Annotated in this window: 20 protein-coding genes; 7 read left to right on the forward strand and 13 right to left on the reverse strand. The window is 39.1% G+C overall.

All coding sequences use genetic code 11. The features are described 5' to 3' along the window. Positions 1 to 75: 75 nt before the first annotated feature. The 3 genes from DIZ80_15350 to DIZ80_15360 all read left to right on the forward strand — a co-directional run bounded on the left by DIZ80_15350 (position 76) and on the right by DIZ80_15360 (position 2,664). Positions 76 to 1,077, forward strand: coding sequence for a serine/threonine protein kinase (locus DIZ80_15350; GenBank protein RDH81456.1), 1,002 nt, complete (start codon positions 76 to 78; stop codon positions 1,075 to 1,077). Positions 1,078 to 1,197: 120 nt separating this feature from the next. Continuing rightward, complete coding sequence (locus DIZ80_15355; protein RDH81457.1) at positions 1,198 to 1,665, forward strand: hypothetical protein; 468 nt, start codon at positions 1,198 to 1,200, stop codon at positions 1,663 to 1,665. Positions 1,666 to 1,749: 84 nt separating this feature from the next. Continuing rightward, on the forward strand, positions 1,750 to 2,664 hold the full coding sequence (locus DIZ80_15360; protein RDH81458.1) for a 1-aminocyclopropane-1-carboxylate deaminase: 915 nt from the start codon (positions 1,750 to 1,752) through the stop codon (positions 2,662 to 2,664). Positions 2,665 to 2,860: 196 nt separating this feature from the next. Here DIZ80_15360 and DIZ80_15365 read toward each other — a convergent pair whose 3' ends face one another. From DIZ80_15365 to DIZ80_15410, 10 genes are all read right to left on the reverse strand, one after another. Continuing rightward, positions 2,861 to 4,486 carry a hypothetical protein gene (locus tag DIZ80_15365; GenBank protein RDH81459.1) on the reverse strand — a complete coding sequence of 542 codons (1,626 nt, stop codon included), beginning with the start codon at positions 4,484 to 4,486 and terminating at the stop codon, positions 2,861 to 2,863. Positions 4,487 to 4,502: 16 nt separating this feature from the next. Beyond that, positions 4,503 to 5,414 (reverse strand): hypothetical protein, encoded by a 912-nt coding sequence (locus tag DIZ80_15370; protein ID RDH81460.1) that lies wholly within the window; start codon positions 5,412 to 5,414, stop codon positions 4,503 to 4,505. 117 nt (positions 5,415 to 5,531) lie between these two features. Continuing rightward, positions 5,532 to 6,320 (reverse strand): hypothetical protein, encoded by a 789-nt coding sequence (locus tag DIZ80_15375; GenBank protein ID RDH81461.1) that lies wholly within the window; start codon positions 6,318 to 6,320, stop codon positions 5,532 to 5,534. Between the two features lie 120 nt (positions 6,321 to 6,440). Continuing rightward, positions 6,441 to 7,322 (reverse strand): hypothetical protein, encoded by an 882-nt coding sequence (locus DIZ80_15380; GenBank protein RDH81462.1) that lies wholly within the window; start codon positions 7,320 to 7,322, stop codon positions 6,441 to 6,443. Beyond that, positions 7,319 to 7,924, reverse strand: coding sequence for an RNA polymerase sigma factor (locus tag DIZ80_15385; GenBank protein ID RDH81463.1), 606 nt, complete (start codon positions 7,922 to 7,924; stop codon positions 7,319 to 7,321). The genes DIZ80_15380 and DIZ80_15385 overlap by 4 nt, the downstream gene beginning before the upstream one ends. A 60-nt stretch (positions 7,925 to 7,984) precedes the next feature. Continuing rightward, positions 7,985 to 9,583, reverse strand: coding sequence for a hypothetical protein (locus DIZ80_15390; protein RDH81714.1), 1,599 nt, complete (start codon positions 9,581 to 9,583; stop codon positions 7,985 to 7,987). Between the two features lie 327 nt (positions 9,584 to 9,910). Then, positions 9,911 to 10,333, reverse strand: coding sequence for a hypothetical protein (locus DIZ80_15395; protein ID RDH81464.1), 423 nt, complete (start codon positions 10,331 to 10,333; stop codon positions 9,911 to 9,913). Positions 10,334 to 10,355: 22 nt separating this feature from the next. Next, entirely contained in the window at positions 10,356 to 11,072 is a 717-nt protein-coding gene (locus tag DIZ80_15400) for a hypothetical protein (GenBank protein ID RDH81465.1), read from the reverse strand. A gap of 243 nt (positions 11,073 to 11,315) precedes the next feature. Then, positions 11,316 to 12,008: a hypothetical protein gene (locus DIZ80_15405; protein ID RDH81466.1), complete on the reverse strand. Its 693-nt coding sequence runs from the start codon at positions 12,006 to 12,008 to the stop codon at positions 11,316 to 11,318. Further along, positions 12,005 to 13,474: a hypothetical protein gene (locus tag DIZ80_15410; protein RDH81467.1), complete on the reverse strand. Its 1,470-nt coding sequence runs from the start codon at positions 13,472 to 13,474 to the stop codon at positions 12,005 to 12,007. The genes DIZ80_15405 and DIZ80_15410 overlap by 4 nt, the downstream gene beginning before the upstream one ends. Positions 13,475 to 13,684: 210 nt before the next feature. Here DIZ80_15410 and ppk1 point away from each other — a divergent pair, with 210 nt between their 5' ends. Further along, positions 13,685 to 15,817: a polyphosphate kinase 1 gene (gene ppk1 / locus DIZ80_15415; GenBank protein ID RDH81468.1), complete on the forward strand. Its 2,133-nt coding sequence runs from the start codon at positions 13,685 to 13,687 to the stop codon at positions 15,815 to 15,817. A gap of 38 nt (positions 15,818 to 15,855) precedes the next feature. Here the strand turns inward: ppk1 and ppx are convergent, their stop codons facing one another. Beyond that, entirely contained in the window at positions 15,856 to 17,358 is a 1,503-nt protein-coding gene (ppx, locus tag DIZ80_15420) for an exopolyphosphatase (protein RDH81469.1), read from the reverse strand. A gap of 400 nt (positions 17,359 to 17,758) precedes the next feature. Between ppx and DIZ80_15425 the strand changes: the two genes are divergently transcribed. The 3 genes from DIZ80_15425 to DIZ80_15435 are packed head-to-tail and all read left to right on the forward strand — an operon-like array spanning position 17,759 to position 22,477. Continuing rightward, positions 17,759 to 19,681: a PrkA family serine protein kinase gene (locus tag DIZ80_15425; protein RDH81715.1), complete on the forward strand. Its 1,923-nt coding sequence runs from the start codon at positions 17,759 to 17,761 to the stop codon at positions 19,679 to 19,681. Positions 19,682 to 19,690: 9 nt separating this feature from the next. Further along, positions 19,691 to 20,956 (forward strand): hypothetical protein, encoded by a 1,266-nt coding sequence (locus tag DIZ80_15430; protein RDH81470.1) that lies wholly within the window; start codon positions 19,691 to 19,693, stop codon positions 20,954 to 20,956. A gap of 3 nt (positions 20,957 to 20,959) precedes the next feature. Then, positions 20,960 to 22,477, forward strand: a complete 1,518-nt coding sequence (locus DIZ80_15435; GenBank protein RDH81471.1) for a SpoVR family protein — start codon at positions 20,960 to 20,962, stop codon at positions 22,475 to 22,477. Positions 22,478 to 22,489: 12 nt separating this feature from the next. Here DIZ80_15435 and DIZ80_15440 read toward each other — a convergent pair whose 3' ends face one another. After that, the gene (locus DIZ80_15440; GenBank protein RDH81472.1) at positions 22,490 to 23,782 is read right to left on the reverse strand and encodes a glutamate dehydrogenase; all 1,293 of its coding nucleotides are present in this window, start codon (positions 23,780 to 23,782) and stop codon (positions 22,490 to 22,492) included. A gap of 179 nt (positions 23,783 to 23,961) precedes the next feature. After that, positions 23,962 to 25,227, reverse strand: coding sequence for a hypothetical protein (locus DIZ80_15445; protein ID RDH81473.1), 1,266 nt, complete (start codon positions 25,225 to 25,227; stop codon positions 23,962 to 23,964). Positions 25,228 to 25,507 lie beyond the last annotated feature (280 nt).

Raw genomic sequence — 25,507 nt, forward strand, 5'->3', positions numbered from 1 at the left:
ATGTTAGCTCTTACGCAATAAAACTTATCGTGTAGAGTTAGCGTTAACTAACGATAGAGCATTTAGACCCATTCCATGGAATCTCAACCTCCAACTCATGACTTCGCAGCACTCGATCCAACACTTATTATTGATTCAGTAGAATCACTAGGCCTGCAAAGTGATGCTCGAATTTTTGCTCTAAACTCTTACGAAAATCGTGTTTACCAGATAGGCCTGGAAGAAGGCTCTGATTTTGGACAAAAAATAATAGGCAAATATTATCGCCCAAACCGCTGGTCTAATGAACAGATACAGGAAGAACACGATTTCACCACCGAACTATCCGATCTGGAAATTCCAGTCGTTGCACCGCTACAGTTTAATCAACAAAGTCTTCTTAACTATAATAATTTCCGATTTGCACTGTTTCGTCAAAAGGGCGGTCGCACAGCCGAGCTCGACAATACAGAGCATCTTGAGTGGATAGGTCGCTTTTTAGGCCGTATTCATCTGGCAGGTGCCAGCAAACCTTTTAAATACCGCCCACAGATATCGGTACAGGATTATGCAATTGATAGCGCACGTTTCTTACTGGATAACAATTTCATCCCCGACTACCTGCTCGAAGCCTACCAGACGTTAAGCAATGACCTGATAGGTCTGTTAGAACAACGTTTTCAAAGTGATAGCATTAGCTCTATACGCCTACATGGTGACTGCCATCAGGGTAATATTCTGTGGACAGATCAGGGCCCTCATTTCGTCGATTTTGATGACTGTAGAAGCGGCCCTGCGGTGCAGGATATCTGGATGTTGTTATCAGGTGATACGCAGGAACAACAAAAACAGCTAAACCATGTGCTCGATGGTTATTTTGAGTTTGCCGAATTAGAACCAGCTGAATTACGTCTTGTTGAACCGTTACGTAGTCTTCGTTTAATGCATTATGCCAGCTGGCTGGCCAAACGCTGGTCCGACCCGAGTTTCCCAATGAATTTCCCCTGGTTTAATACACCAAACTACTGGGAACAGCACATTCTTGAATTACGTGAGCAGTTTGCCCTGCTTCAGGAAAGCGAAAATCTGCATCTTTAATCAAATTAAATAGCCAAATAACCCGCATTTCTCGAAAACCCATGAAATATTAAGGCTAAGCACCTGTATTTTTTATGAAAAAAGACTAGAATCAATAAAAAAGAGAGAATGGCGAGAGCAATGAAAAATCTTACATTGAAAACAGCAGGTCTACTCATATTAGCTTTGTTCAGTACTCAGGGACTAGCAGGCAGCCCATGGGCTGATGATACGGCTGCTGATGATACGACAGCAACAGAGCAGACAACAACCGAAGTTATGCCACAGGAAACTGGTGGTAGCCCGGCCATGACTGAAGAAACAACTAAACCTGTTGAAACAGTTGAAGTTAGCCCGCAGCCGGAAGTAATTAATGAAACGGTTCAGCAGGGTGATGTACTAAATGTTAATGAAGCACCTCAGGCTGTTGGTGTCAGGTTACTCGATTTTCCACGCCGTGGCATGACAACTGACAAGGTAGAAAATGAACTTGGACGTCCGTCAGAAATAATACCGTCAATTGGCCAGCCACCAATCAGTCGCTGGGTTTATGATGACCGCACTGTTTACTTTGAATATTCATCTGTTATACACGTTGTTGCAAAATAAAAACCTGTCATCCTGAGCAGTAGTGAAAATTTATAACCCACGCAATTACTACACTTTATCTCAGGATGACAACATGCACATTCAATGAGCATTCTTGAAAAACTCAACCTCCCCTCTCCAGTCACTCAAATAAAAAACCCTCTTTTAGACGAAAAAAAAATACAGTTATTTATTAAACGTGATGAGTTAATACATCCTGTTATTCAGGGAAATAAATGGCGAAAATTAAAGTACAATCTGCTGAAAGCTAACAATAAAGGGAAAAAAACCTTACTCAGTTTTGGGGGGGCATATTCAAACCATCTTCATGCACTGGCCGCTGCAGGAAAAGAACTCGGTTTTAAAACCATTGGCATTATTCGCGGCGAAGCACCAAGAGTTCTCAACCCCTGCTTACAGGATATGATGAACTGGGGGATGCAACTCAAATTCATTACCCGTTTAGAATACAAACAAAAAAATAATCCTGAATTTATTAAAAACCTTAAAACCGAATTTAGTGATTTTTATTTAATTCCTGAAGGTGGAAATAATACAGCCGGAAAAAAAGGCTGTGCTGAGTTACTGGATGAACTGGAGGATCATTATGATGTTATATGCTGTGAAGTTGGCAGCGGCACCATGTTAAGTTCACTTATCCACACCAACACCGATCCGGATACTCGTTTTTTAGGCTTTGCCGTAATGAAAAACACAATGCTTAATGAGGAAATTAATGCCAGTTTAGAACTTTCAAAAACTTTATCAGACTGGACAATTAATCACGAATACCACTTTGGCGGTTTTGCAAAATCTACCCCGGAATTGAATGACTTTATTGTAGATTTTAAACAGACATACAACATACAACTGGAGCCAGTCTATAGCGGAAAAATGTTATGGGGTATTCTAGATTTAGTTAAATATGACTATTTCAAAAAAGGATCTAAAATACTAGCTATACATGGGGGAGGACTTCAAGGTTTACGAGGTTTCAAACAGTTTAAAGAGAAGGGTTAGTTAATAACAAAATAACCTCTAATAAATTAATTATTCTGATAAGAGTTAGATTTAGCTGACGATTTACAGTGCGAAGAAAAGCTAGTAATAAAGAACTAATGGTTCGCTATGCACCTCAGAAAATATCGTCAGTTAAAGCTAACTCCAATAAATAACATACATTCGTATTGTTATAGAAAGAATAGGTAGATAACCATCAATCAACTTTAAAGCGTGAAACCAGATCACTAATTGTTCTGGTTATATTTTTAATGTTCTGCGCTGATTCTTCAGACATTTTTGAGCTGACTACCGTTTCATCTGCCAGTTGCTGAATCGAGCAAACACTTTCCTGCACACTCGAAACAACATCACTTTGCTCTCGTGTAGCCACTTGAATTTGCTCAGCCATATCATTTACAGACTGACTTGCTGCAGTAATTTCATTTAGTGCACTACCCGCCTCTCTTGATTGTTGTACACCTTCTGCAGCCAGACTACTTCCTCGCTCCATAACCTCAACCGCTGCTTGTGTATCTGTTTGTAATTTTTCAATTATTTGTTGTATTTCATTCGTAGAATCATGCGTTCGGTTTGCCAGGGTTCTTACCTCATCAGCAACCACCGCAAACCCTCGCCCGGTTTCACCCGCTCTGGCGGCCTCAATTGCCGCATTCAGCGCCAACAGGTTAGTTTGTTCTGCAATTGATAAAATAACATCAGACACCGAACCTATTTGTTCACTACTTTCCGCGAGCGAACCAATAACTGTACTCGCCTGATTCACTTCATTTGCCAGCTTCTGCATAGACTGAACCGATAACTCAACAACTTCTTTACCTTTTATTGCCTGTTCTTTTGCTGACTCACTGTCCTGTTGTGTTTGTCTGCTGATATTTGCAACTTCTGCAGATGATGCATCCAGCTCTGTTATCGCCGTTGCTATTAACTGGGTTTCCTGGCTTTGCTGATTAATTTTATCTGCAGTACTGTGACTGACTGACTCAGACATAACTGCTGCCTGCTCAAAACCAGCTGTTGAATTTTTTACTTTACTAATAATCGTTTGCAAGCTGGCCATAAATTCATTAAATGAATTGGCTAAATAAGCCAGCTCATCTTTGCCTTCAGCATCCAGCCTTTGCGTTAAATCAGCTTCACCATGTGCAATTTCGGACATTGCAAACGCGAGTTTTTTTACCGAACCTTTAATACCCTTCGATACTATTAATGTAATTAGCAATCCCACAATAAATGCGATAGCGGTAACAAGCATACTTGAATTAGATAACTGCTTTGCACTGCGATTGATAAACCTTGCCTGACTTGACAATGCCTGCCAGGATTCCGCCTCCAGATTCACTGAAATAGCCGATAATTTATCAGCGTATTCACGTAACTCCGCCTCTAGCTCTTCAGTAAAATTATAATAACCATCAGACGCGACAACTTCTTCCGTCATTGTTAAAAAAGCACTTGTGTATTTTTTATTTAAATCATCAATTAACTCCAGCTGCTGTATCTTCTTCTGATTATCAGCTTTTGTTTTTAATACATTCAGAGCGGCTATTAGCTCTGCATCATATATCTTAAACAGTGAAACCAGATCCTGGCTATAATTTGATGTATATCGTTCAACAACAATCTGCTTTTTATTGACTGACTTCAAAACCAGACCCGCTTCCTGTGCCTGGACTTTTAAATCATTTATCATTGAATCTACCGCATCAGACACATGCGTTAAATTAAATAGAACATACGAAGAAAAACATAACATCATGATTAATATTATTACTGGTGCCAGCAATAATTTGATGCCTAATCGCATTTTATTAAGTAACATACTTTTTCCTAATTATTTATTTTATACCTGAAATTAGCAGATCTATATTCCGACCTACTAATTGCAAATTTGACAGTACATCCTTTGGTTTTTTTCCTGTCGATTGAGATCCACTCTCAACCTTTATTAAAATTTTATGATGCCTTTTCACATAAGCCAGTTCTGCCATCATCATATTAATTGCATCATAAACATCTGAAGGATTAATCTCACCCTGTGGGTACTCTGGCACACGAAAAGCATTTAACCCGTATTTTTTTTCTAAATATGTAAATTTATGCAAGTTAAGATAAGCCTGCAAATTAACCTGATACGGCGTGGTTTCATCAGGGTTAGTATTAACTTCAGTTTCTAAACTAATTGAATGTTTATTAGCTAATAATTCTAAATTTTTTAAAATCAGAACACTACGCTGATAGACATCATCCGGTGATATCTTTGGCGCCAGACCATCAAGCATAAACGATGCTTTCCAAAAATTCTGGTAAACATCACTTGGCGTTTTACCCAGCACTAGTTGAGCTACCTCTTCTGATTGCCCGACATTTTTTGAATTCTGTATCTTACGCAACTCTTCCAGAATTAACTCTGCCTGCTGAAAAACATCCTCAGGTGTGATCACCTTTAATGGTATTGGCTCAACCTTAACCGCTGCCAGCCCCATGCTCACCTCAGCATCATGAATTTTCTCAAGAATCTCTAGTGATTTAGCATAGACATGCAAAGGTTTTTTATTATTTTGAACACCGGGAACGCGGGGACTATGCTGAACATTTAACTCATTTCGTAGATGCTGTATCTCTAACACCACCTGTTCAGATCGTTCATAAACATCAGAAGGGGTTATTTCGGCTTTAACCGTTGAAGCAACAGAAAATAAAATGACAGAAAAAAAATAAGCGAAGCCGACTAGAGGACATGACCTCATTTTTATCCCCTTATATAATTAAAAATCTAAACTAGTAAAAGGATAGTCCAATAACAAGGCTAGTCAAACAAATACAATAGATATACCTGATTTAAAAGCGCCCCTTCATTTCTAGCTCTAATGGTTGCCATCTGTAAAATCATCCAGCTCTTTATATGCATCAATATAATCTTTAGAAAAATCAGCAAAACCATCAAATGAAGATGTCCAGTCCTTATTTAAATCAGTTTCATTTACCCGGCTACCATTAAAACTAACGACTTTGTTGGCTTCCAGGTCAAAACTCTTTTTGTATTCTACGAATTCTTTACCAATATCTTTCTTGTAGTTACTAAACTCATCATCCAGAGCCTGTTGACGCTGTCTTGCCTGTTGCTTAAAAGCAGCAAAATCATCAGCTACATCTGCTGGTTTATGTATTTCATAATCATCACCAGGAGATTCAATATTTAACTTACCTTCCTGCAAGGCAACCTGCTGATTATTATCATCCGCATCAACGATAAAGGTAGTACCCCGAATGCCGATAGTTGCAAACTTTGTACGTACCTTTTTAGGCTTTTGCTTACCTATTACTTTTCGAAAGACATAATAAATTTTACCGCCCAATTGTGACAACCAGCCTGACTGCTCCACTCTTAAACTACTTTTCTGATCCAGTACCGACATAGCACCATCATCAAACTGTAATACTGCCTTGCTATTTTTACTGGTAACAACGGTTTCATCACTATTCACCAGAAACTGCATTTTCTCGGGTTTTCTCTTTTCACCCTCCGAATTCATCACATATACCTGCCCCTGAACTTTTACAATTCGGGCTCTGAAATTTTCAGCTAATAATGTTGATTGGAATAAAAAGGGTGATAAAACAAATAAAATGCCTGCCAGCTTTGTAGAATTCATTTTTGAACTATCCTAAGTATAATTATCTGGCCGCCATATTTTATGAAATCTGTTAAATATTAAGCTAGCCCTTGCTCTATATTAGCCTAGAATTTACCTGACCGCATTACAGTAGACACGTTAATCATGTAGGATTTTAGAGGTATTTTCCTTTTCCCACCTGATTTCCAGATCCAGTAGCGCCTGAGGTAGTGCCATATCATTAACACTTAATGGATATTTTTTCCGATAATCTTTCATTGCGAGCCTGAGCTTTTCAAACTGACCTGTTTGATACAGTGTTATTAATACATCCTGTTCGTTTTTCTGCTGACTTTTAGCCAGAACGGCCTCTTTGTGCCCCATCGGCGCACCTCCCGTATCTAATGCCTCTTCGGATACCGCCTGTGACATAACCGGCATAGAGGTTATTCCCCTCGATACTTCAGCATCAGACTCCATATACTGATGACTTTGACTCACCGGTAACGATGCTGATGGAGCACTAACCGGCGCCCGGCTCAGTTTTTTACGCTCCTCTACTGCCCTCACTTTCGCTCTTGCAGCTGATGATGCTACTTTTTTCTGTTTACGTTGATCCGATTTTTCACTCATCTTTCGTGCTTGACGCATCTTCATATCAGACATGATAAGTGTTTTTTCATCTGCCTTTCGTTGTTCGTCTTCAGCAAAATCTGACTCCATAAATCTGGAATCTATTACTTCATTCACCGTTGTATCGGGTTCAAATGCAAATTTCAATACAACACTTAAGCTTAATACCATAACCGCCACATAGGACATGGGCACATACCAGGCACGCTTAACATACTTGTTCAGTATTTTTGAATTATTGTTTTTCTCTATTTCACTCTGTTCTAGTTCATGAGAATCAACAGCCTGATGTGCAGCCTGCAATAGTTTTGCATCTACCGAATCAGGAGGTAGCTCGGTTGATTCCAGCAGATATTTATCATGTAAAAGCTGGAAATCCTTATCCTGATCAAATTCTTTATTATTCATGATACAGGCCTCAGTGGATGCAATATTCCCCGTAAACGTTTTATGCCATAACGTAACCTGCTCTTAACTGTTTCCCTGTTTACACCTGTCACTTCAGCTATTTCAGCAAGACTAAGCGCGGCTTCCTCTTTTAATAAGATCGCACTACGTTGTTCTTCAGGTAAGGCAGCTATGGCCTGTTTTATCTGCTGACGCATCTGCCCCTGTTGCAGGTCTACCTGTGGTTGAGAAGACTGACTCTCTATTGATACATCTGTTACCTGTGACTCTGCTGTTTCTTCAAATTCAACCTGGTACTTTAAATGCTTTTCACTACGCCAGTAATCAACCAGCCGATTATGAGCCAGATGATAAAGCCAGGTGCTAAATTTGGCAGTCACCTGATAATTTGAACGCGCATTAATCAGTTTCATCCAGACATCCTGAAATATTTCGTTAGCAATTTCCTCCCGATTATTCAGCTGGCGTAAAACATAACGATACAAACCGCCTTTATGTCGTGCGTAAAGCACATCAAAGGCGGCTGCAGTTCCATCACGATAACTTAACATAAGGTCTTCATCCGTTAAGTTATCAATATCATTAGAAGAAAAACTATTCAAATTCGACTTTTCTAACGGGTGAATCTAATAAGTTGATCCACCCTGTTTTTATTTAAATTCTCAGGTATCTAAAGACTTAGCCAGAGCAACAAGCTGTAAAAATTCACCTCGATAACCGAAGGAATCATCTCCTTTAGATTTTTTAGCCAGCTCAAGAATATCATTATAATCAAAATCTCGCAGATATTTTCCTCCTCTTAACTGTTGAGCAAAAGCCGCTACTGACGCTGAGAACTTAAAGTTATTACTAGCCTGACTAATGTTTTTAATTACATCATGTTTATATATAGGTTTTTCTATCAGCTGACTGGTAGAGTGACTATCTTTTTTATATCTCAAACGAAGAAATGCCAGCTCATTATTATGTTTAACTGAATCAGCCTGCGAACTATCTGATACGGTTTTAGAATAGCGATTATTATCAATCTGTTTTACTGCACTATCCGTAAAGGTCACTTCATATAATGCGGTTACGCTATGACTTTCACCTATATCTCCCGCATCAACTTTGTCATTATTAAAATCCTCCTGTTTTAATGCACGATTTTCATAACCAATTAAACGATACTCAGAAACCTGATCAGGATTAAATTCAACCTGTATTTTCACATCATTCGCAACAGTGTTCAGCGTTGAATTCATCTCTTCAACTAAAACTTTTCTTGCTTCGTTTAAGTTATCAATATAGCTATAATTACCATTACCCACATCTGCCAGCTGCTCCATTAAATGATCATTATAATTACCTCGACCAAAGCCCAGCGTAGTTAATGAAATACCCGTTTTACGTTTTTCTTCAACAATTTGTTTTAATGCCTCAAAATCAGTAACACCCACATTAAAATCACCATCAGTGGCTAATACAATTCGGTTTACACCCCCTTTGATAAACGATTTCTGTGCCATCTGATACGCCAGTTTTATTCCGCTTGCACCATTAGTTGATCCACCGGCAGTTAAGTTATCCAGTGCCATTGTAATATCAGAGGTTTGATCTCCTTTCGTTGGTTTTAAAACCACACCTGTAGATCCTGCATACGTCACAATTGAAATACGATCGTTTTTATTAAGGTTATTAACTAGTAATTTCAAACCTGACTTAAGCAACTGCAGTTTATCTCGTGTATGCATTGAACCAGAAACATCAACTAGAAAAACAAGATTACTTGCGGGACGCTGTTCGTTATGTGACTGATACGCCTGCAACCCTATATGAACTAAATGGCTATATTCATTCCATGGTGTGGGTGCAATTTCAGTATTAATTGTAAATGGCTGACTTTTACTTTTCGGGTATTCATAATTGTAACTAAAATAATTTATTAACTCTTCAGTACGAACCGCATCCCTTTGCGGTAGCTGGCCCTGATTTAGAAAACGTCTTACGTTTGAGTATGCACCTGTATCCACATCAACACTGAATGTTGAAACTGGAATATCAATAGATTTAAAAATTTCACTATCTGTAAAATGATTATAATTTTCTCGATTTTCTTCAATCTGATGGCTAACAAACCCCTGATAATAAACCGGTGCTGAATGCATACGCGCCATAACACCCGGACTTGCACTTTTAGCCATAATAGATTTTCTATATTTAGCTTTTTCACTAGCAGAAGCCCTTGCTGCATCCTGACTCATCAGTTTTTGTTCAGCCATTACGTGTTGCTGAGAATGCTCCTGACGAATATCTGATTCATTTTTTCCGACTAGACCACATGCCGTTAACAGAACACTGCTTACACAGATTAATGATAGTGATGCGGGGGTAATTGAATTATTCATTATAAAACTCCTTAGTTGGTTTAGAGCTATAAACGTAAGGAGTCAGACAATGGGGTTAAATTAATTTATTTTTTGAAGATTTTTCCAGCAGCGATTAAGGTATACACGGTAAAACAGGAACTTTATACAGGGAAATTTATTAGTCAGGTACGGCAATTATAAAATGCTACGATAGTTCATAGCACTTTCTAATTTTACGCCTCAGGTGTTTTCGATAAGTGATTCAATTGTTTCCCAGTTTCTATCTTCCTGAGTTGTGGAAGTAACTGAGTGATATATCCAGTCTTTATTTAAATCATTAATCGTTTTCAGACAAAAGTCAGGTAGATATGTATACAGGATAAACACTCGAAAACCATCTGAAGTAACAACAGCAGCAAATACAGACATTTGCTGCTGCTCCAGCTTCTCTTTTAATAACATTTCGAGTTCATCGAGCAATTTGCATTCTTCAGGGAAAGGAAAACCGCTTTCATCCACATCGTTTAATGGAACAGCTATACATACCTGATGCATATAACGAGGATGACAGACATAATCTTTTATGCCTTCATTTAGACGTACCCTTAAAGGGCTACCTTCGTACTGCTTTTCGTATAATCCCCAACATTCCTGTAGAGCCATAATCTTATCGTCCCTGAAAATATTATTTACAGTTGATTCTTCTTACTAGTGAAGCTAATGCAATTAGACCTGAACCAAATAACCAGAATGCAGCAGGTACCGGTACAGCTTGAATGCGGCCATATATTTGTGCTGTGGTTTTTGAGTGTTCATCCGCAAAAGTGTAATTTTCAAATGTCAGGCCACCATCACGACTAAAGCCTAATATTTCAAATGCATATGACTGACCCTGATAATCAAACAACGAGTCTTCACTAAACGCCGTAAGATTCACGTAATCAGGCGCATTTGTTGAACCATTAGGTGTGTTATCTATACCCAGAGAAAAATCAAAGGTAGACCAGCCAACACCATTTAATTTTACATTCAGATCAAAATCAACACCGGTTACACCGCTGGAATAATAAGTAGATTTATTATAATAGGTAAAATCACCCAAAGAAAATGCCACGCCATCTGTTATGGAAAAATCTGGCTCATAAGCGTCACTGGCAGTGCCATCAAATTTGAACTGACTGCTTCGATTGTAGTAATCCAGCCCCCAGTTAAAAACACTTCGATCATTAGAGTAGTAACCCAGATCATTATTTCTAATTGAAGTGTAATCACCGTAACTTGCTACAGGATTACTAAACTCACCATAGGCATAACCACTAAAACTTACAGAATGGGCTGATGCACTAAACAGCGCCGCACCAGAAAGAACACACACTTTGATATACTGTGAAAGCTGATCCATCATTTATCCTTAAATACTTAAAATACTTAAATTTGTAACTATTAATTATGATTATTTTTGTATGTGTAGCTGCAAGAAACACCCCACGACCTACTTTTTTGTATACTTTTCAACCAATTAGCTAACACACAGTATTTTATGAAAATTATAGCATTTTAAAAAAACCGACAGTCTTTTTAAAAAAAACTATATTTTTCAATCAATTACGTAAATTCAATATTTTAGAAAATGACGGGATTATTATCACTTTGTGACATTTGTCACAGACTCTTCCAGGATTTGGCTCAAGTGGTTCATATCATTAATCAACTTCCAGTTACCGCCTCCCTGCTCAACCCGATTGGTCCATTCATCGACTCGCTTCTGATACTTTCGTGGATCAACATTGTCACTTTTGAGTTTAGTGACATTTATGGCTACAACATGAATACCGTTAAAACTGATAGGAAAATTACGTATCTGCCCTTTCTTTATTTCTTCTTTTAAATCAGAAAATATTAGAATATATCGCTGAGTCGCCTGAGTTTCGTTTAAATACTCAATCGCCTGAAGAATCCCCCCTGTAATATCCGTATATTTACTGGATTTAATGTTTTTGCCAAATTTATCTACTGACTCAAGAAAAGCACGTTTTTGTGCATTAGCCATAGAAGGCCTTAAATCAAAACTCATTCGAGCAACAATATCTTTTTCATTAAAACTTTCACTATCAATTCGTGCCAGCGCCAGAGACTCTCCCGGCTGTAGTGACCCTAATAGATAACGCAATACAGTTTGTACCTTATCAAACTGCTTACTATACGTTCCAGAGGTATCAACCAGTACATATACCGCCTTTTTCTCCCTCGGCTCCGAACAACCATGCTGCGCCAGTATGCTAAGGGAAAGTAGAAAACTCAGCATTATGAATAAACCTTTTGCTGCTAATGCCCTCATAACTCTGCTTCCTGCTCTTTCTGATGAGTCAAAACACCACTGATCTTCTCTTCTTTTTTCTCTTTCTTATCCACGGCACTTTTCTTAACACTGATTTCTAATTTTAACGGTATAAAAATAATCAGGTCATAAAGACTCATCAATAATCGCCCAATACCATAAATGACATTCGCGACAAAACGAATAATCACAACCAGCATATGCAATACCCAGACAATAAATAATCCGCTTACGGTTCTAAAAGAATGGATAAAAGACTCCAGTGGAATCGCTACAAATGTCAGTACAAAGGGCAAAGTAAAACCCATCACCATCTGACCAACCGAAGGTATCCAGCGCAGTGGAGGTTCTGCTACTTCGACCCCCGTAAGTAATTGAGACAACGCTTCACGATCAGCGGCTAACATATCACGCATGTAAGCCAGCGAGGCCTCAATGCCCGCGAAAATAAATAGAAAACTCAGCATAATCCAGAAAATAATTTTACGTTTGTGGTCTTCCAGTAAATGAATAACCGGAAACAGGCGAGTCACTCCCACCGACTCCATCAGGAATAATCCCAATATGACTTCAATGCTAATGATAAACAAAGCAGAAACATCCGATGCCCTGATTGAGCTTGACCCCAGATAACTGGAAGCCCCTACCATTTCCTCCATTGGCAGTGCGACCAGTTGAAAGTTTACATACATACCTATAATGGCCAGACACAGGGCCAGACCCGATATAAAAAACTGAGTCATTGATGAAGATGACAGCATGCGCACGGCATAATCAGTCTGATTCCTGATATCTTCATAACATTTCATCTGTTCATCAAGGATAAGCGAACGCTGCTCCAGACCCGTAATTTTTGTTTCAACAGAATTCAGACTATTGGTAAGAGAGCGCCAGTAAGGCATCATTTTTTTCAATAATCCATGTCTATCCCGATTAGCACGGCGATATTCCTGTAAATCAGTTTCAAGTGCTTTTTTCAAAGTGCTGTGAATATCATTTAATATTTTAGCAACTACCGGTGAGCCATTATCCGGAATATCAGCAACCGCCTCCACTGCTTTTAGCCATTCGGGAGGTTTAGGCGGGACTTCACTCGATTGAACGTAATCTTCATCAATACGTGTAATCTGCTCTTTCAGGTCCCTTTGTAATGATGGGTAACCGCTTAAATCTCGGTTAACCAACGTTTCTACACGCTGGAATTCTCGCTCAATAAAACGTTCCGCATGAACCTGCCCCTGCACTAACAGCACTTCACGATTGCGAGATCGCAGCTGTCTTTCAGCTAGCATTACAGACTGGGCCATCAGGCGTAACGCATTTCGTAAACTACGCGCGAGCAGAAGAATCATTTGATGAGCTGGCTGCCTGGCAATGTACATCACTATAACCAGTGCACTTAACCAGATTAGGAGTGACAACTCCGGCTGGCCATCAATTAAACTAACCCAGAAATCAAACGTCATACCGTGACTCCATTAAAAATTTATTTTTATTATCGTGTGTATGAGGATACACCATAGAAAACGACTTCGCTCAATCTTAACAAACCTGTAAAGAATTAACGCTAAACATATGATACTGTTAATAAACTTACTCCAGATTAATGGCTAAAACTGCAAACTTGGTCTAATATTCATTAAAGAATTCAATAAAAACCTAAAAATACTCAGATAATGGCAAACGTTAAAACAAATAAAAAGACTCAAGAAAAGAAAGCTACAGATAAACCTGTGCTCATCGATTTCAAGAAGCCCGAATACTACCTGAACAGACAACTGAGTCTGCTTGAGTTTAACTGGCGTGTTTTGCAACAGGCGAGAGATAACAGCATCCCCCTGTTAGAGCGTTTACGTTTTTTATGTATATTTAGTACAAACATGGATGAGTTCTTCGAAATCCGTGTTGCCGGGCTACAACAGAAAGTTGAGCTAGGGGCACAACACAATGAACCGGACAATACTTCACCTAAGCAGATTTTAAAACGAATCAGTCAACGAGCCCATGACCTGGTAGATGAACAGTATCAATTATTAAATTCAATTCTGGATGAAAATCTAGCGGATGAAAATATCCGCTTTGTACGACGTACACAATGGAATAGCTGCATGGACAGCTGGCTAAAAGATTACTTTGATAATGAACTGTTACCCATTATTAGCCCTTTAGCTCTCGACCCGGCACACCCGTTTCCTCGCATACTCAACAAGAGCCTGCACTTTATTGTTTCATTAAAAGGTAAAGATGCCTTCGGGCGTAATAGCGGTTTAGCTATTGTGCAAATTCCACGTGCACTTCCGCGAATTATTCAGTTACCTCATGAAGAGTGTGATTGTGGACCCGATGATTTTGTTTTTTTATCATCCGTGGTTCATGCCTATGTTGGCTCACTATTCCCGGGCATGAATGTTAAAGGCTGTTACCAGTTCCGTGTAACCCGTAACAGTGACTTATATGTAGATGAAGAAGAAATAGATGATCTATTACGCGCGGTAGAAGGTGAATTAGGTTCCCGTCGTTATGGTGACGCTGTACGACTTGAAGCGGCACATGACTGCCCTGATGCAATCTGTAATTACCTGCTTGATAAATTTGAACTGTCTGAACAGGATCTTTATAAAGTAGAAGGGCCGGTAAATGTAAATCGTCTAAATGAAGTTTACGATTTAATTAGCCGCCCTGAATTAAAGTACAAACCTTTTGTTCCCGCTATCCCGTCAAAGGTCACACTGAAATCTGATATTTTTGAGTCTATCCGCAAACAGGATATATTACTGCACCACCCATACGAATCTTTTGCGCCGGTTGTTGATTTTATTCGTCAGGCGGCAAATGACCCTAATGTACTGGCAATAAAACAGACCCTGTATAGAACCGGACCGAGTTCTGCTGTTGTTAATGCACTGGTAAAAGCTGCTAAGTTAGGCAAAGAAGTAACCGTTGTAGTAGAGCTGCGCGCACGCTTTGATGAACAGGCCAATATTTCACTTGCGGCTAAATTACAGGAAGCCGGTGCCCATGTTGTATATGGTGTAGTAGGTTATAAAACCCATGCAAAAATGTTACTGGTTATTCGCAGAGAAACCCAACACCTGAGACAATATGCCCATTTAGGTACGGGGAATTATCATTCACGCACTGCCAGATTATACACCGATTACGGCTTTTTCACTTCAAATAAGAAAATTTGTGAAGATGCAAACCGTGTGTTTCACCAGTTAACCAGCATGGGTCAAACCAAGAATTTAAATAAACTGCTGCAATCTCCTTTCACACTTCAGGATACGTTAGAAGCGAAAATTGAAAGAGAAAGACAACACGCAGCGCAGGGAAAAGACGGCCGCATAATCATTAAACTAAACTCTCTCGTCGATTCTGAAATGATCAGCGCCCTGTACCAGGCATCATCAGATGGCGTAAAGATTGATTTAATTATACGTGGCATGTGCAGTCTGCGACCGGGTATTCCCGGTGTATCTGAGAATATAAAAGTTACTTCTATCATTGGCCGTTTTCTGGAACACGATAGAGTTGTCTATTTCAAAAACGATGAAAAACCCGAGGTTTTCATTTCCAGTGCTGACTGGATGGAACGAAATTTATATCATCGAGTTGAAATAGCAACACCAATTGAAAACAAGGTGCTGCAAGATCGTATTATCAATGAATTAGAGTACTACTTACTTGATAATACCCACGCATGGATTATGAATTCTGATGGTGTATACACTCAGGCTGCACCTGAAAACGGTAAAGAAGCCTTTGTTTCTCAGGAGAAGTTTTTAGAAGATCTTGCAGAAAGCAGTTAATAAAATAGTCGTAAGTATTAATGCTTACGACTATTTTATTAAACCATTCTTTCCGTAACAAGTTTTAAGCCAATCACCGACAGGTATTCGGCCTCCTGCTCTAAATCATTAATCGTTAATGGGTGTTCATTAAGCCACCTTTCAGGCAGCTTTAAAGTTAATTCTTTTTCAGAAATAAAAACTTTAATTTCAGGTAATTCATTTTCAGTTCGACTACGATGAAAGATAACAGATAAACGTAAAATAATCGCAAGATGATTTAAAATTAGTCGTTGATCCTTATGCGTTTCACTCGAATTATCCTTAACAAACTTACCACGATGCAATTTAACAATTGCAGATAATCTGCATTGCTCCTGACGGGAGAAACCCGCTAAATCAGCATTTTCAATTATATATGCACTGTGCTTCTGAAATGAAGAATGAGAAATATTTCGTCCAATCTCATGTAATTCACAGGCCCAGAGCAATAAATTTGCAGAGCCCTGAACATCCTTAAACCAGTCATCTTTTAACTGCTGAAACAAACTAAATGCAGTAACCTCTATACGTTGCGCATGTTTAATATCTGTATTAAATCGAATGGACAGTGCATTAATACTCTCATTTCGAATATCTTTGTTCTGCCTCCGACCAACCATGTCATATAACAGGCCTTCTCGCAAAGCACCATCGGATACGTGCATATGCTCGATACCCAGCGCTTCAAACACACCCGCCAGAACAATCAAGCCACCAAGGAATACTGGTAAGCGCTTTTCACTAAGACCTGGCAAGTCCAGTTTTTTAATTTTCTTATAATCACTACAGATAGCCACTAACTTAGTTAAAGACTCACGATTAATACCATCATTTTTCTGTAATTTCATTTCACGAATAACACTGGAAATGGATTTTATTGATCCGGATGAGCCAATAACAGACTCCCACCCCAGTCGTTTATAAGTAAAGTTTATTGCTTTCATTCGCTGTAAAACAAAAATTCGAGCCGCCTGCAATCGTTTAGCTTTTATTTTTCCATCAGCAAAAAATTTCTGCGTCATCATTACACAGCCCATTTCAAGACTGTTTAATAATTGCGGTGTAAAACCCTCACCTATTACTACTTCTGTGCTACCACCACCAATATCAATAATTAATTTTGAATGCTGATCCTGCTCAAGCGTATGCGCAACACCCTGATATACCAGTCGAGCTTCTTCATAACCCGATATTATTTCAATAGGAAAACCCAGCGCCTGTTCGGCCTGAAAAATAAAATCATCAGAATTATTAATACGACGTAAAGTATTCGTTCCAACGGTACTAACGCACTGAGCTTTTAGTGTTCGAATTCGTTGCCCAAATCGACTCAGGCAATCAAGCGCTCTTTGCTCAACATCTGCATCGAGCTCACCCGAACCATCAAGCCCTTCAGCCAGTCGTACCATTTCACGAATACGGTCCTGAATAACAAGCTGACCCTGATCTTCTTCAGCTACAACCATATGAAAACTATTTGAGCCCAGATCAATTGCGGCTATTGTATTTTTACTTAACAAGGAATGTAGTACCCATCAATAATTTTTATCTAAAGGCATTATAGTGCCTTCAAGTTTATGGTCAAAATGTTTTATTTAATAAATTCAGACCCTCTACTGTGGTTTAACATAATTTTTATAGGCTTGCATTGTCTTATGATTATCTATAATTATTTTTATTAAATATGGCCTGTTTATTGCTCATTTTTCATTAACACCGACGAAGTATCAAAAACGTCAATTTTATAACTCTGTCGGTCTGTAACTATATACCGGTTATCTGCAAATTAAATTTGTGCATAAAGTCACTATTTAATGGAGATATTTGCAATTATTCTGGTCTATAGTTTTAGTTAGACAATAATAATTGCATTACTATTTTAATACCACTTTCGGTAGTCGCGCAGCGGGGACAATGAATATGAGTATTTTTGACCACTACACACAACGCTTCGAAAATAATAAGGAAGAAGAATTAAGCTTGCAGGAATATCTTGATCTCTGTAAAAGCGACCCTCTCACCTATGCCAGCCCTGCTGAACGCATGTTAAAATCAATTGGTGAACCTGAATTAATCGACACCCATAACGATCCTAAATTAAGCCGTCTGTTTCAGAATAAAGTCATTAAAATATATCCGGCATTCCGTGAATTTTATGGCATGGAAGAAGTCATTGAGCAAATAGTCTCATTCCTTCGTCATGCAGCTCAGGGGCTGGAAGAAAAGAAACAGGTTTTATATCTTCTTGGACCGGTAGGTGGTGGTAAATCATCTTTAGCAGAACGTCTGAAAGCTTTAATGGAGAGAATCCCTTTTTACGCCATTAAAGGCTCACCTGTTTTTGAGTCACCCCTGTCTTTATTTGATACAGAAGAAGATGGTGAAATTCTTGAATCCGATTACGGCATTCCAAAACGTTACGTTAATAGCATCATGTCGCCATGGGCAACGAAACGGCTGGATGAATTTAATGGCGATATAAGCCAGTTTAAAGTAATTAAAATATACCCCTCCATACTAAGACAGATAGCCATCACTAAAACTGAACCGGGTGATGAAAATAATCAGGACATTTCCTCACTTGTTGGTAAAGTTGATATTCGTATGCTTGAGGATTTCTCACAGGATGATCCTGATGCTTATAGTTTTTCCGGTGGATTGTGCCGTGCAAATCAGGGCTTAATGGAATTTGTAGAAATGTTTAAAGCACCAATTAAAGTGCTTCATCCACTTCTAACCGCTACACAGGAAGGAAATTACAAAGGCACTGAAGGCCTTGCAGCCATTCCATTTGACGGTATTATCCTCGCCCATTCCAATGAGTCTGAGTGGCAGGCTTTTAGAAACAATAAAAACAATGAAGCCTTTCTTGATCGTATTAATATAGTTAAAGTACCTTACTGCTTACGCGTTTCAGAAGAGTTGAAAATTTATGATAAGTTACTCGAAAACAGTTCACTGAACGAGTCACCCTGCGCCCCTGGCACATTAGAAATGATGTCTCAGTTTGCAATACTCTCCCGCCTGAAAGAGCCTGAGAATTCAAACCTGTTTTCAAAAATGCGCGTATATGATGGTGAAAACCTGAAAGATACAGATCCGCATGCTAAGTCATATCAGGAATACCGTGATTATGCTGGTGTAGATGAAGGCATGACCGGTTTATCTACCCGATTCGCATTTAAAATAATTTCTCGTGTTTTTAATTTCGACAATACTGAAATTGCTGCCAACCCTGTACATCTTCTATATGTACTCGAACAACAAATTGAAAGAGAGCAGTTCCCTAAAGAAACTGAGGAAAAATATCTATCCCATCTAAAAGGTTATTTAACACAAAAATACATTGAGTTTATCGGCAAGGAAATCCAGACCGCTTATCTACAGTCTTATTCGGAATATGGACAAAATATATTTGATCGGTATGTTACCTATGCCGACTACTGGATTCAGGATTCAGATTTTCGTGACCCTGAAACCGGTGAAATGTTTGATCGCAGCTCACTTAATGATGAACTGGAAAAAATTGAAAAACCGGCAGGCATTAGCAACCCTAAAGATTTTCGTAATGAAATCGTTAATTTTGTATTACGTGCCCGCGCGAATAATGAAGGCAAAAATCCGACCTGGACCAGTTACGAAAAACTACGAACGGTAATCGAGAAAAAGATGTTCTCAAATACCGAAGACTTACTACCTGTTATTTCATTTAACAGCAAAGCCTCTCAGGACGACCAGAAAAAGCACGAAGACTTTGTCTCACGCATGGTAGAAAAAGGTTATACCGAGAAACAGGTGCGTTTACTAAGCGAGTGGTATCTACGCGTACGTAAATCATCATAGGTTATTCGTATGGCTCAAATTGTAGATAGACGACTTAATGGAAAAAACAAAAGCGCTGTTAACCGGCAGAAATTTCTTCGCCGTTTTCGTAAACAGATAAAAAAATCTGTTGAAAATGTTATCGCTGAACGCAGTGTAACTGACCTTGATAAAGGGGAAAGAATATCAATCCCCAAAAAAGACACGTCTGAACCTTTCTTTCATCATGGGCAGGGTGGGCATAGAGATATGGTTCATCCGGGAAACAGGGAGTTTCATCAGGGCGATAAAATACCACGACCACAGGGCGGTTCAGGACAGGGCGAAGGTGGTGAAGCTTCCGACTCAGGAGAGGGTGAAGATGACTTTGTATTTGAGCTCAGCCGTGAAGAATTTCTACAGTTTTTCTTTGAAGATCTCGAATTACCTAACCTGGTTAAAACCAAACTATCGACTATTACTGAAACAAAAAAAATACGTGCGGGGCACACGTCAGAGGGAATGCCGTCCAATATCAATGTGGTTCGTTCCTTAACAGGGGCAATGGGACGTCGCATAGCGTTACGAGGACCATATAAAAAAGAAATTAAGAAAATTGAAGCAGAGCTTGATGATTTACTGAAACGATATACTGAAACTGATCAGATTATTATCGACTTACGTGAACGTATTAACTATCTGAGAAGTAAAATAAAGAGAGTACCTTTCATCGATAGTTTTGATTTACGCTATGACAATAAAATTGATCAACCAGTGCCGACCACTCAAGCAGTCATGTTTTGTATTATGGATGTATCAGGTTCAATGGGAAGAGAAGAAAAAGATATAGCCAAACGTTTCTTTATGTTGCTGTACTTATTCCTTACTCGGACATATGAAAAAATTCAGATAGTTTTTATTTCACACCATACCATTGCATCTGAAGTTGATGAAGAAACCTTTTTCTACTCACGAGAAACAGGTGGAACAGTTGTCTCTAGCGCATTAAAACTAATGGCATCTATTATTCAGGATCGCTACCCTACAAACGACTGGAATATTTATACCGCTCAGGCATCTGACGGTGACAACTGGCATAACGATTCAAAAATATGTATTGATCTGCTCAATAAAAACATAATGCCCTTTGTACAATATTACTCGTACATAGAAATCACAGCTGATCGTCATCAGAACTTATGGGAAGAGTATAAAAATATTCAATCAAACTGGGATAATTTTGCTATGAAGAAAATTGAAAAAATTGCTGATATATATCCTGTATTTAGAAAACTTTTTCATAAGCAAGAAGCCTGAGTCATGACAGTAAAGCATAAAAAACATCAGCCTATATCAGAAACATCTGAATGGACTTTTGAACTTATTGAAGAGTACCACACTGAAATTGAACGCATTGCAAATAACTTCGGCTTAAACACCTATCCTGTTCAACTAGAGATTATTACCGCTGAACAAATGATGGACGCCTACTCTTCTGTTGGCATGCCTGTTGGTTATAGCCACTGGACTTTTGGTAAGGAATTTGTAAATACTGAAAAAAATTACAAGCGGGGCCAAATGGGCCTGGCTTATGAAATTGTTATTAATTCAGACCCCTGCATTGCATACCTTATGGAAGAAAACTCAATGCCTATGCAGGCACTGGTTATCGCTCATGCAGCCTATGGACATAACTCTTTCTTTAAGAATAATTACCTGTTTACAACATGGACCAGCGCTGACTCCATTATCGATTATTTGCTCTTTGCTAAAAACTATATTGCAAAGTGCGAATCAAGATACGGTGAAGAAGCTGTAGAAAACATTCTTGATTCATGTCATGCATTGAAAAATTTTGGGGTAGACCGTTATAAGCGGCCGCCCAAATTATCTATGCAAGAGGAACAAAGTCGCCAGCATGAACGTGAAGAGTACCTACAGTCACAGGTGAATGAATTATGGCGCACCATTCCTGAAAAATCTGAAAATTCAACTGATGATCAGGCATTTAGATACCCTTCTGAACCTCAGGAAAACATTCTCTATTTCATTGAAAAACATGCTCCACTACTTGAACCATGGCAAAGAGAAATAGTCCGTATTGTAAGAAAAATCGCCCAGTATTTTTACCCGCAGCGGCAAACTCAGGTAATGAATGAAGGATGGGCGACATTCTGGCATTATACAATTTTAAACCAGCTTTATGATGAAGGCCTTTGCACAGACGGCTTCATGATCGAGTTTTTACAGTCTCATACCAATGTTGTTTCCCAACCATCATTCGACAGTGAATATTATTCAGGTATTAATCCTTATGCATTAGGTTTCAATATGATGACTGACATACGTCGAATATGTGAAAACCCGAATGATGAAGATCGCGAATGGTTTCCAGATATAGCCGGAAGTAACTGGCTTGAAACCATGGATTTTGCCATGCGTAACTTTAAAGATGAAAGTTTTATTGGGCAGTATCTTTCACCAAAATTAATTCGTGATTTTAAAATGTTTGGCATTACGGATGATGATAAGAACAGACAGATTGAAGTGAGCGCTATACATGATAGTGCAGGTTATCAAACTATTCGAAGCACTCTTTCGGAACAATATAATCTGGGCAGCAATGAACCAAACATTCAGGTATACAACGTAGACGCCAAAGGTGACAGATCACTTACCCTGCGCCACACGCAACATCTGCGTCGACCTCTGGACAAGTCAGCCTATGAAGTCATTAAACATGTTGCCAGATTATGGGGCTTTGACATTAAACTTGAAAGCGTAGATGAGAACGATAAAATAATTAAAACGTATGAGTGTTCTCCTTCCAAACAATAAGTATTAGTCAAATTAATTTTCAGTATTCGCAAAGTATTCTTTCGTGCCACGCATTTTAATAACCTGTTCCAACTTACTTAATGCTTTGGCATAAGCAGCAGTTCTTAAACTGGTATTTTCACTTTGATGTTGATACTGCCACATTTCGTCAAAACTCATTTTTAATACTGCCTGCAAACGTGTTCGGACTTCATCCAGAGACCAGGGGTATCCGGCTTTATTCTGTACCCACTCAAAATAACTAACAATAACACCTCCTGAATTTGCCAACACATCAGGAATGATAACCGTACCTCTTGCATGCAAAATTTCATCAGCTGCAGCTGATATTGGGCCATTGGCAACTTCGGTAATCCATTTGGCTTTTATATTATTAACATTTTTTATGGTAATTGCATTTTCTAAAGCCGCCGGCACTAATAACTCAACATCAAGTGCTAATAACTCTTCATGACTTATTGATTTATGCGTTTCAGATTCACACACAGAACTTTTACAATAGTCCGAGTCAAATGAACGATCTTTATCCTTAAAACTTTTAACCTTATCAACATCCAGTCCTGCGGCATCACAAATTGCACCTTTTGAATCACTAATTGCGATTATTTTATAACCCGCATCAAATAAAAGCTTAGCTACGTTATAACCCGCATTACCAAAACCCTGAACAGCAACACGAATATCTTCAGGTGCTTTTCCTTCTTTGCTGCGTAAAAATTCAGTTACAAGAAAAGCCCCCCTACCGGTCGCTTCTTCCCGCCCTAAACTACCGCCCAGATTTACAGGTTTGCCCGTAATTACTGCCGGCTGTTTATGTCTCTTGATTACCTCAAATTCATCCCGCATCCAGCCCATTATTCTGGCATTCGTATAGACATCGGGGGCCGGAATATCTTTATCTGGCCCGATAAAATCAGCCATTGCTCTCATATAGGATCGTGACAGTCTTTCCAGCTCCATACGAGATAAAGTTTTCGGATCGACATTCACTCCTCCCTTTCCACCACCAAAAGGTAAGTCGACAACCGCGCATTTAATCGTCATCCACAATGCCAGTGCCTGAACTTCATCCTGCGACACATTTGGGTGGAATCTAATACCACCTTTACAGGGCCCTAGATGTGAACTGTACTGACAACGATATGCATCAAAATACTGTGTTGATCCATCGTCCATTAATACGGGCAATGATGAACAGAGAGTTGACCTGGGACGAGACAGGCTTTCAATTACCGTAGCTGAGATACCTGATAATTTACCTAATGATTTTAAACGTTCGCGGGCATCATGAAAGACAGATGGCATTACATTTACCTGAGTTTATAAAAATATAAACAAGAATAACTCAGAATGATTTAAATTTGAAAAATACTTTTTGAATTAACGTACTACTTTCGTAGAAGGGCCTTTGATGGCATTACAACAGGGATAGACCTTGCTTTTTAAAAGTCTATCCCCGGGCATATTAGTTGCGGGGATATAATCTACGCCGCTTCTGGTCGTTTGCTGTAATTACTTTTCTTCGAACTGACATTCTTTCCACGTTTTTTATAACGTACATTAGGGTTGCGACGTTTAACACCGGATTTTCCAGCATTAAATTTAGGCCTTTCCTGCTGAGGCTCTAAACCGGCAATCACGGTTAATTCATAACGCGTATCCACAAATTTCTGTACACGGTAAAACAACTGCCAGTCCTGTGGACCAATTAATGAGTAAGCCGAACCGGTTGAACCACCCCGACCAGTACGCCCTATTCTATGAACATAGTCTTCTGCCTGCATAGGCATATCGAAGTTAATAACGTGTGACAGTGTTTTTATATCAAGACCGCGGGCAGCAACATCTGTTGCCACTAGTATCTTTAGACGTCTACGTTGCATCTGCTCAATCACACGACGACGCATATTCTGACGCATATCCCCATGCAGAGCAGCACATGCATACCCTTCATCCTTTAATTTTTCAGCCAGTTTATCGGCACCTTTTTTAGTTGCCGTAAAAATAATTGCCTGCTCTACCGACTCATCAGATAACACATGCTCCAGTATTTTTCTTTTATGGCGAAAATCATCTGCCTGCAACATATGCTGAGTAATAGAATCATGCTTAATTTTTACACCGGCAATTTGAATTCGCGCAGGCTCTTTCAAAAGTGCACGCGCCACTTTTTCAACCTGGCCTTCCAGCGTAGCTGAAAACAGTAATGTCTGGCGAGTAGCCGGTGTTTCATTCGCAATACGAGTTACTTCATCAACAAAGCCCATATCTAACATACGGTCAGCTTCATCTAAAATTAACAGCTCAATACGGGAAAAATCAACTCGACCTGAATTCATATGATCAATTAAGCGACCCGGGGTTGCTACCAGAAAGTCTAATGACTGACGTAGAGCTTTAATTTGAGGGGGATAAGGCATACCGCCCACAATAGTGGTTGAGCGCATACGCAAATATTTAGTTAACTGATAAATATTATCTGAAACCTGCTTTGCCAGCTCGCGGGTTGGTGTTAACACCAGCACACGCGGACCTTTACCCTGACCGGCTTCACTCTGAGATAGAAGATGTAAAGCGGGTAATACAAAAGCGGCCGTCTTACCTGTACCCGTAGGTGCAGATGCCATCACATCCTGACCCTCTAAGATATGTGGAATAGCCTGTATTTGAATATCTGATGGTTCGGTAAAGCCCAGATCACTAATAGATTTTAATAAATCTGGATGTAATGCTAATTGATCAAATGACAAGCTGAAAGCCCCTATAACGATGAAATTGGTAGATTTACGCTACCAACCGGGTCTTGCCTGATTACTTTTTAGGCCTAAAGGCTGGAGCGTTTCATGGTCGATTGCAATACTCGCAATCAGGCGTGAACTATAGGTTAAATCGCCTTCAAAAGATACAGTATATTAGAATATATTTAAATATTTACACTTACTTAAGTGGTTAATTATTATACAGTTTTAATATAACACCCTGCCCCTTCAAGCAATTTCACTCATCTCTGATATGAATAATCTAACCCGC

Source organism: endosymbiont of Galathealinum brachiosum, from assembly GCA_003349885.1.
Classification (GTDB): domain Bacteria; phylum Pseudomonadota; class Gammaproteobacteria; order SZUA-229; family SZUA-229; genus SZUA-229.

Excerpts from the sequence above, each read along its gene's own strand:
- DIZ80_15350 (RDH81456.1), top strand. The coding sequence starts at position 76 with ATGGAATCTCAACCTCCAACTCATGACTTCGCAGCACTCGATCCAACA.
- DIZ80_15355 (RDH81457.1), top strand. The coding sequence starts at position 1,198 with ATGAAAAATCTTACATTGAAAACAGCAGGTCTACTCATATTAGCTTTG.
- DIZ80_15360 (RDH81458.1), top strand. The coding sequence starts at position 1,750 with ATGAGCATTCTTGAAAAACTCAACCTCCCCTCTCCAGTCACTCAAATA.
- DIZ80_15365 (RDH81459.1), bottom strand. The coding sequence starts at position 4,486 with ATGTTACTTAATAAAATGCGATTAGGCATCAAATTATTGCTGGCACCA.
- DIZ80_15370 (RDH81460.1), bottom strand. The coding sequence starts at position 5,414 with ATGAGGTCATGTCCTCTAGTCGGCTTCGCTTATTTTTTTTCTGTCATT.
- DIZ80_15375 (RDH81461.1), bottom strand. The coding sequence starts at position 6,320 with ATGAATTCTACAAAGCTGGCAGGCATTTTATTTGTTTTATCACCCTTT.
- DIZ80_15380 (RDH81462.1), bottom strand. The coding sequence starts at position 7,322 with ATGAATAATAAAGAATTTGATCAGGATAAGGATTTCCAGCTTTTACAT.
- DIZ80_15390 (RDH81714.1), bottom strand. The coding sequence starts at position 9,583 with ATGGCTGAACAAAAACTGATGAGTCAGGATGCAGCAAGGGCTTCTGCT.
- DIZ80_15395 (RDH81464.1), bottom strand. The coding sequence starts at position 10,333 with ATGGCTCTACAGGAATGTTGGGGATTATACGAAAAGCAGTACGAAGGT.
- DIZ80_15400 (RDH81465.1), bottom strand. The coding sequence starts at position 11,072 with ATGGATCAGCTTTCACAGTATATCAAAGTGTGTGTTCTTTCTGGTGCG.
- DIZ80_15405 (RDH81466.1), bottom strand. The coding sequence starts at position 12,008 with ATGAGGGCATTAGCAGCAAAAGGTTTATTCATAATGCTGAGTTTTCTA.
- DIZ80_15410 (RDH81467.1), bottom strand. The coding sequence starts at position 13,474 with ATGACGTTTGATTTCTGGGTTAGTTTAATTGATGGCCAGCCGGAGTTG.
- ppk1 (RDH81468.1), top strand. The coding sequence starts at position 13,685 with ATGGCAAACGTTAAAACAAATAAAAAGACTCAAGAAAAGAAAGCTACA.
- DIZ80_15425 (RDH81715.1), top strand. The coding sequence starts at position 17,759 with ATGAGTATTTTTGACCACTACACACAACGCTTCGAAAATAATAAGGAA.
- DIZ80_15430 (RDH81470.1), top strand. The coding sequence starts at position 19,691 with ATGGCTCAAATTGTAGATAGACGACTTAATGGAAAAAACAAAAGCGCT.
- DIZ80_15435 (RDH81471.1), top strand. The coding sequence starts at position 20,960 with ATGACAGTAAAGCATAAAAAACATCAGCCTATATCAGAAACATCTGAA.
- DIZ80_15440 (RDH81472.1), bottom strand. The coding sequence starts at position 23,782 with ATGCCATCTGTCTTTCATGATGCCCGCGAACGTTTAAAATCATTAGGT.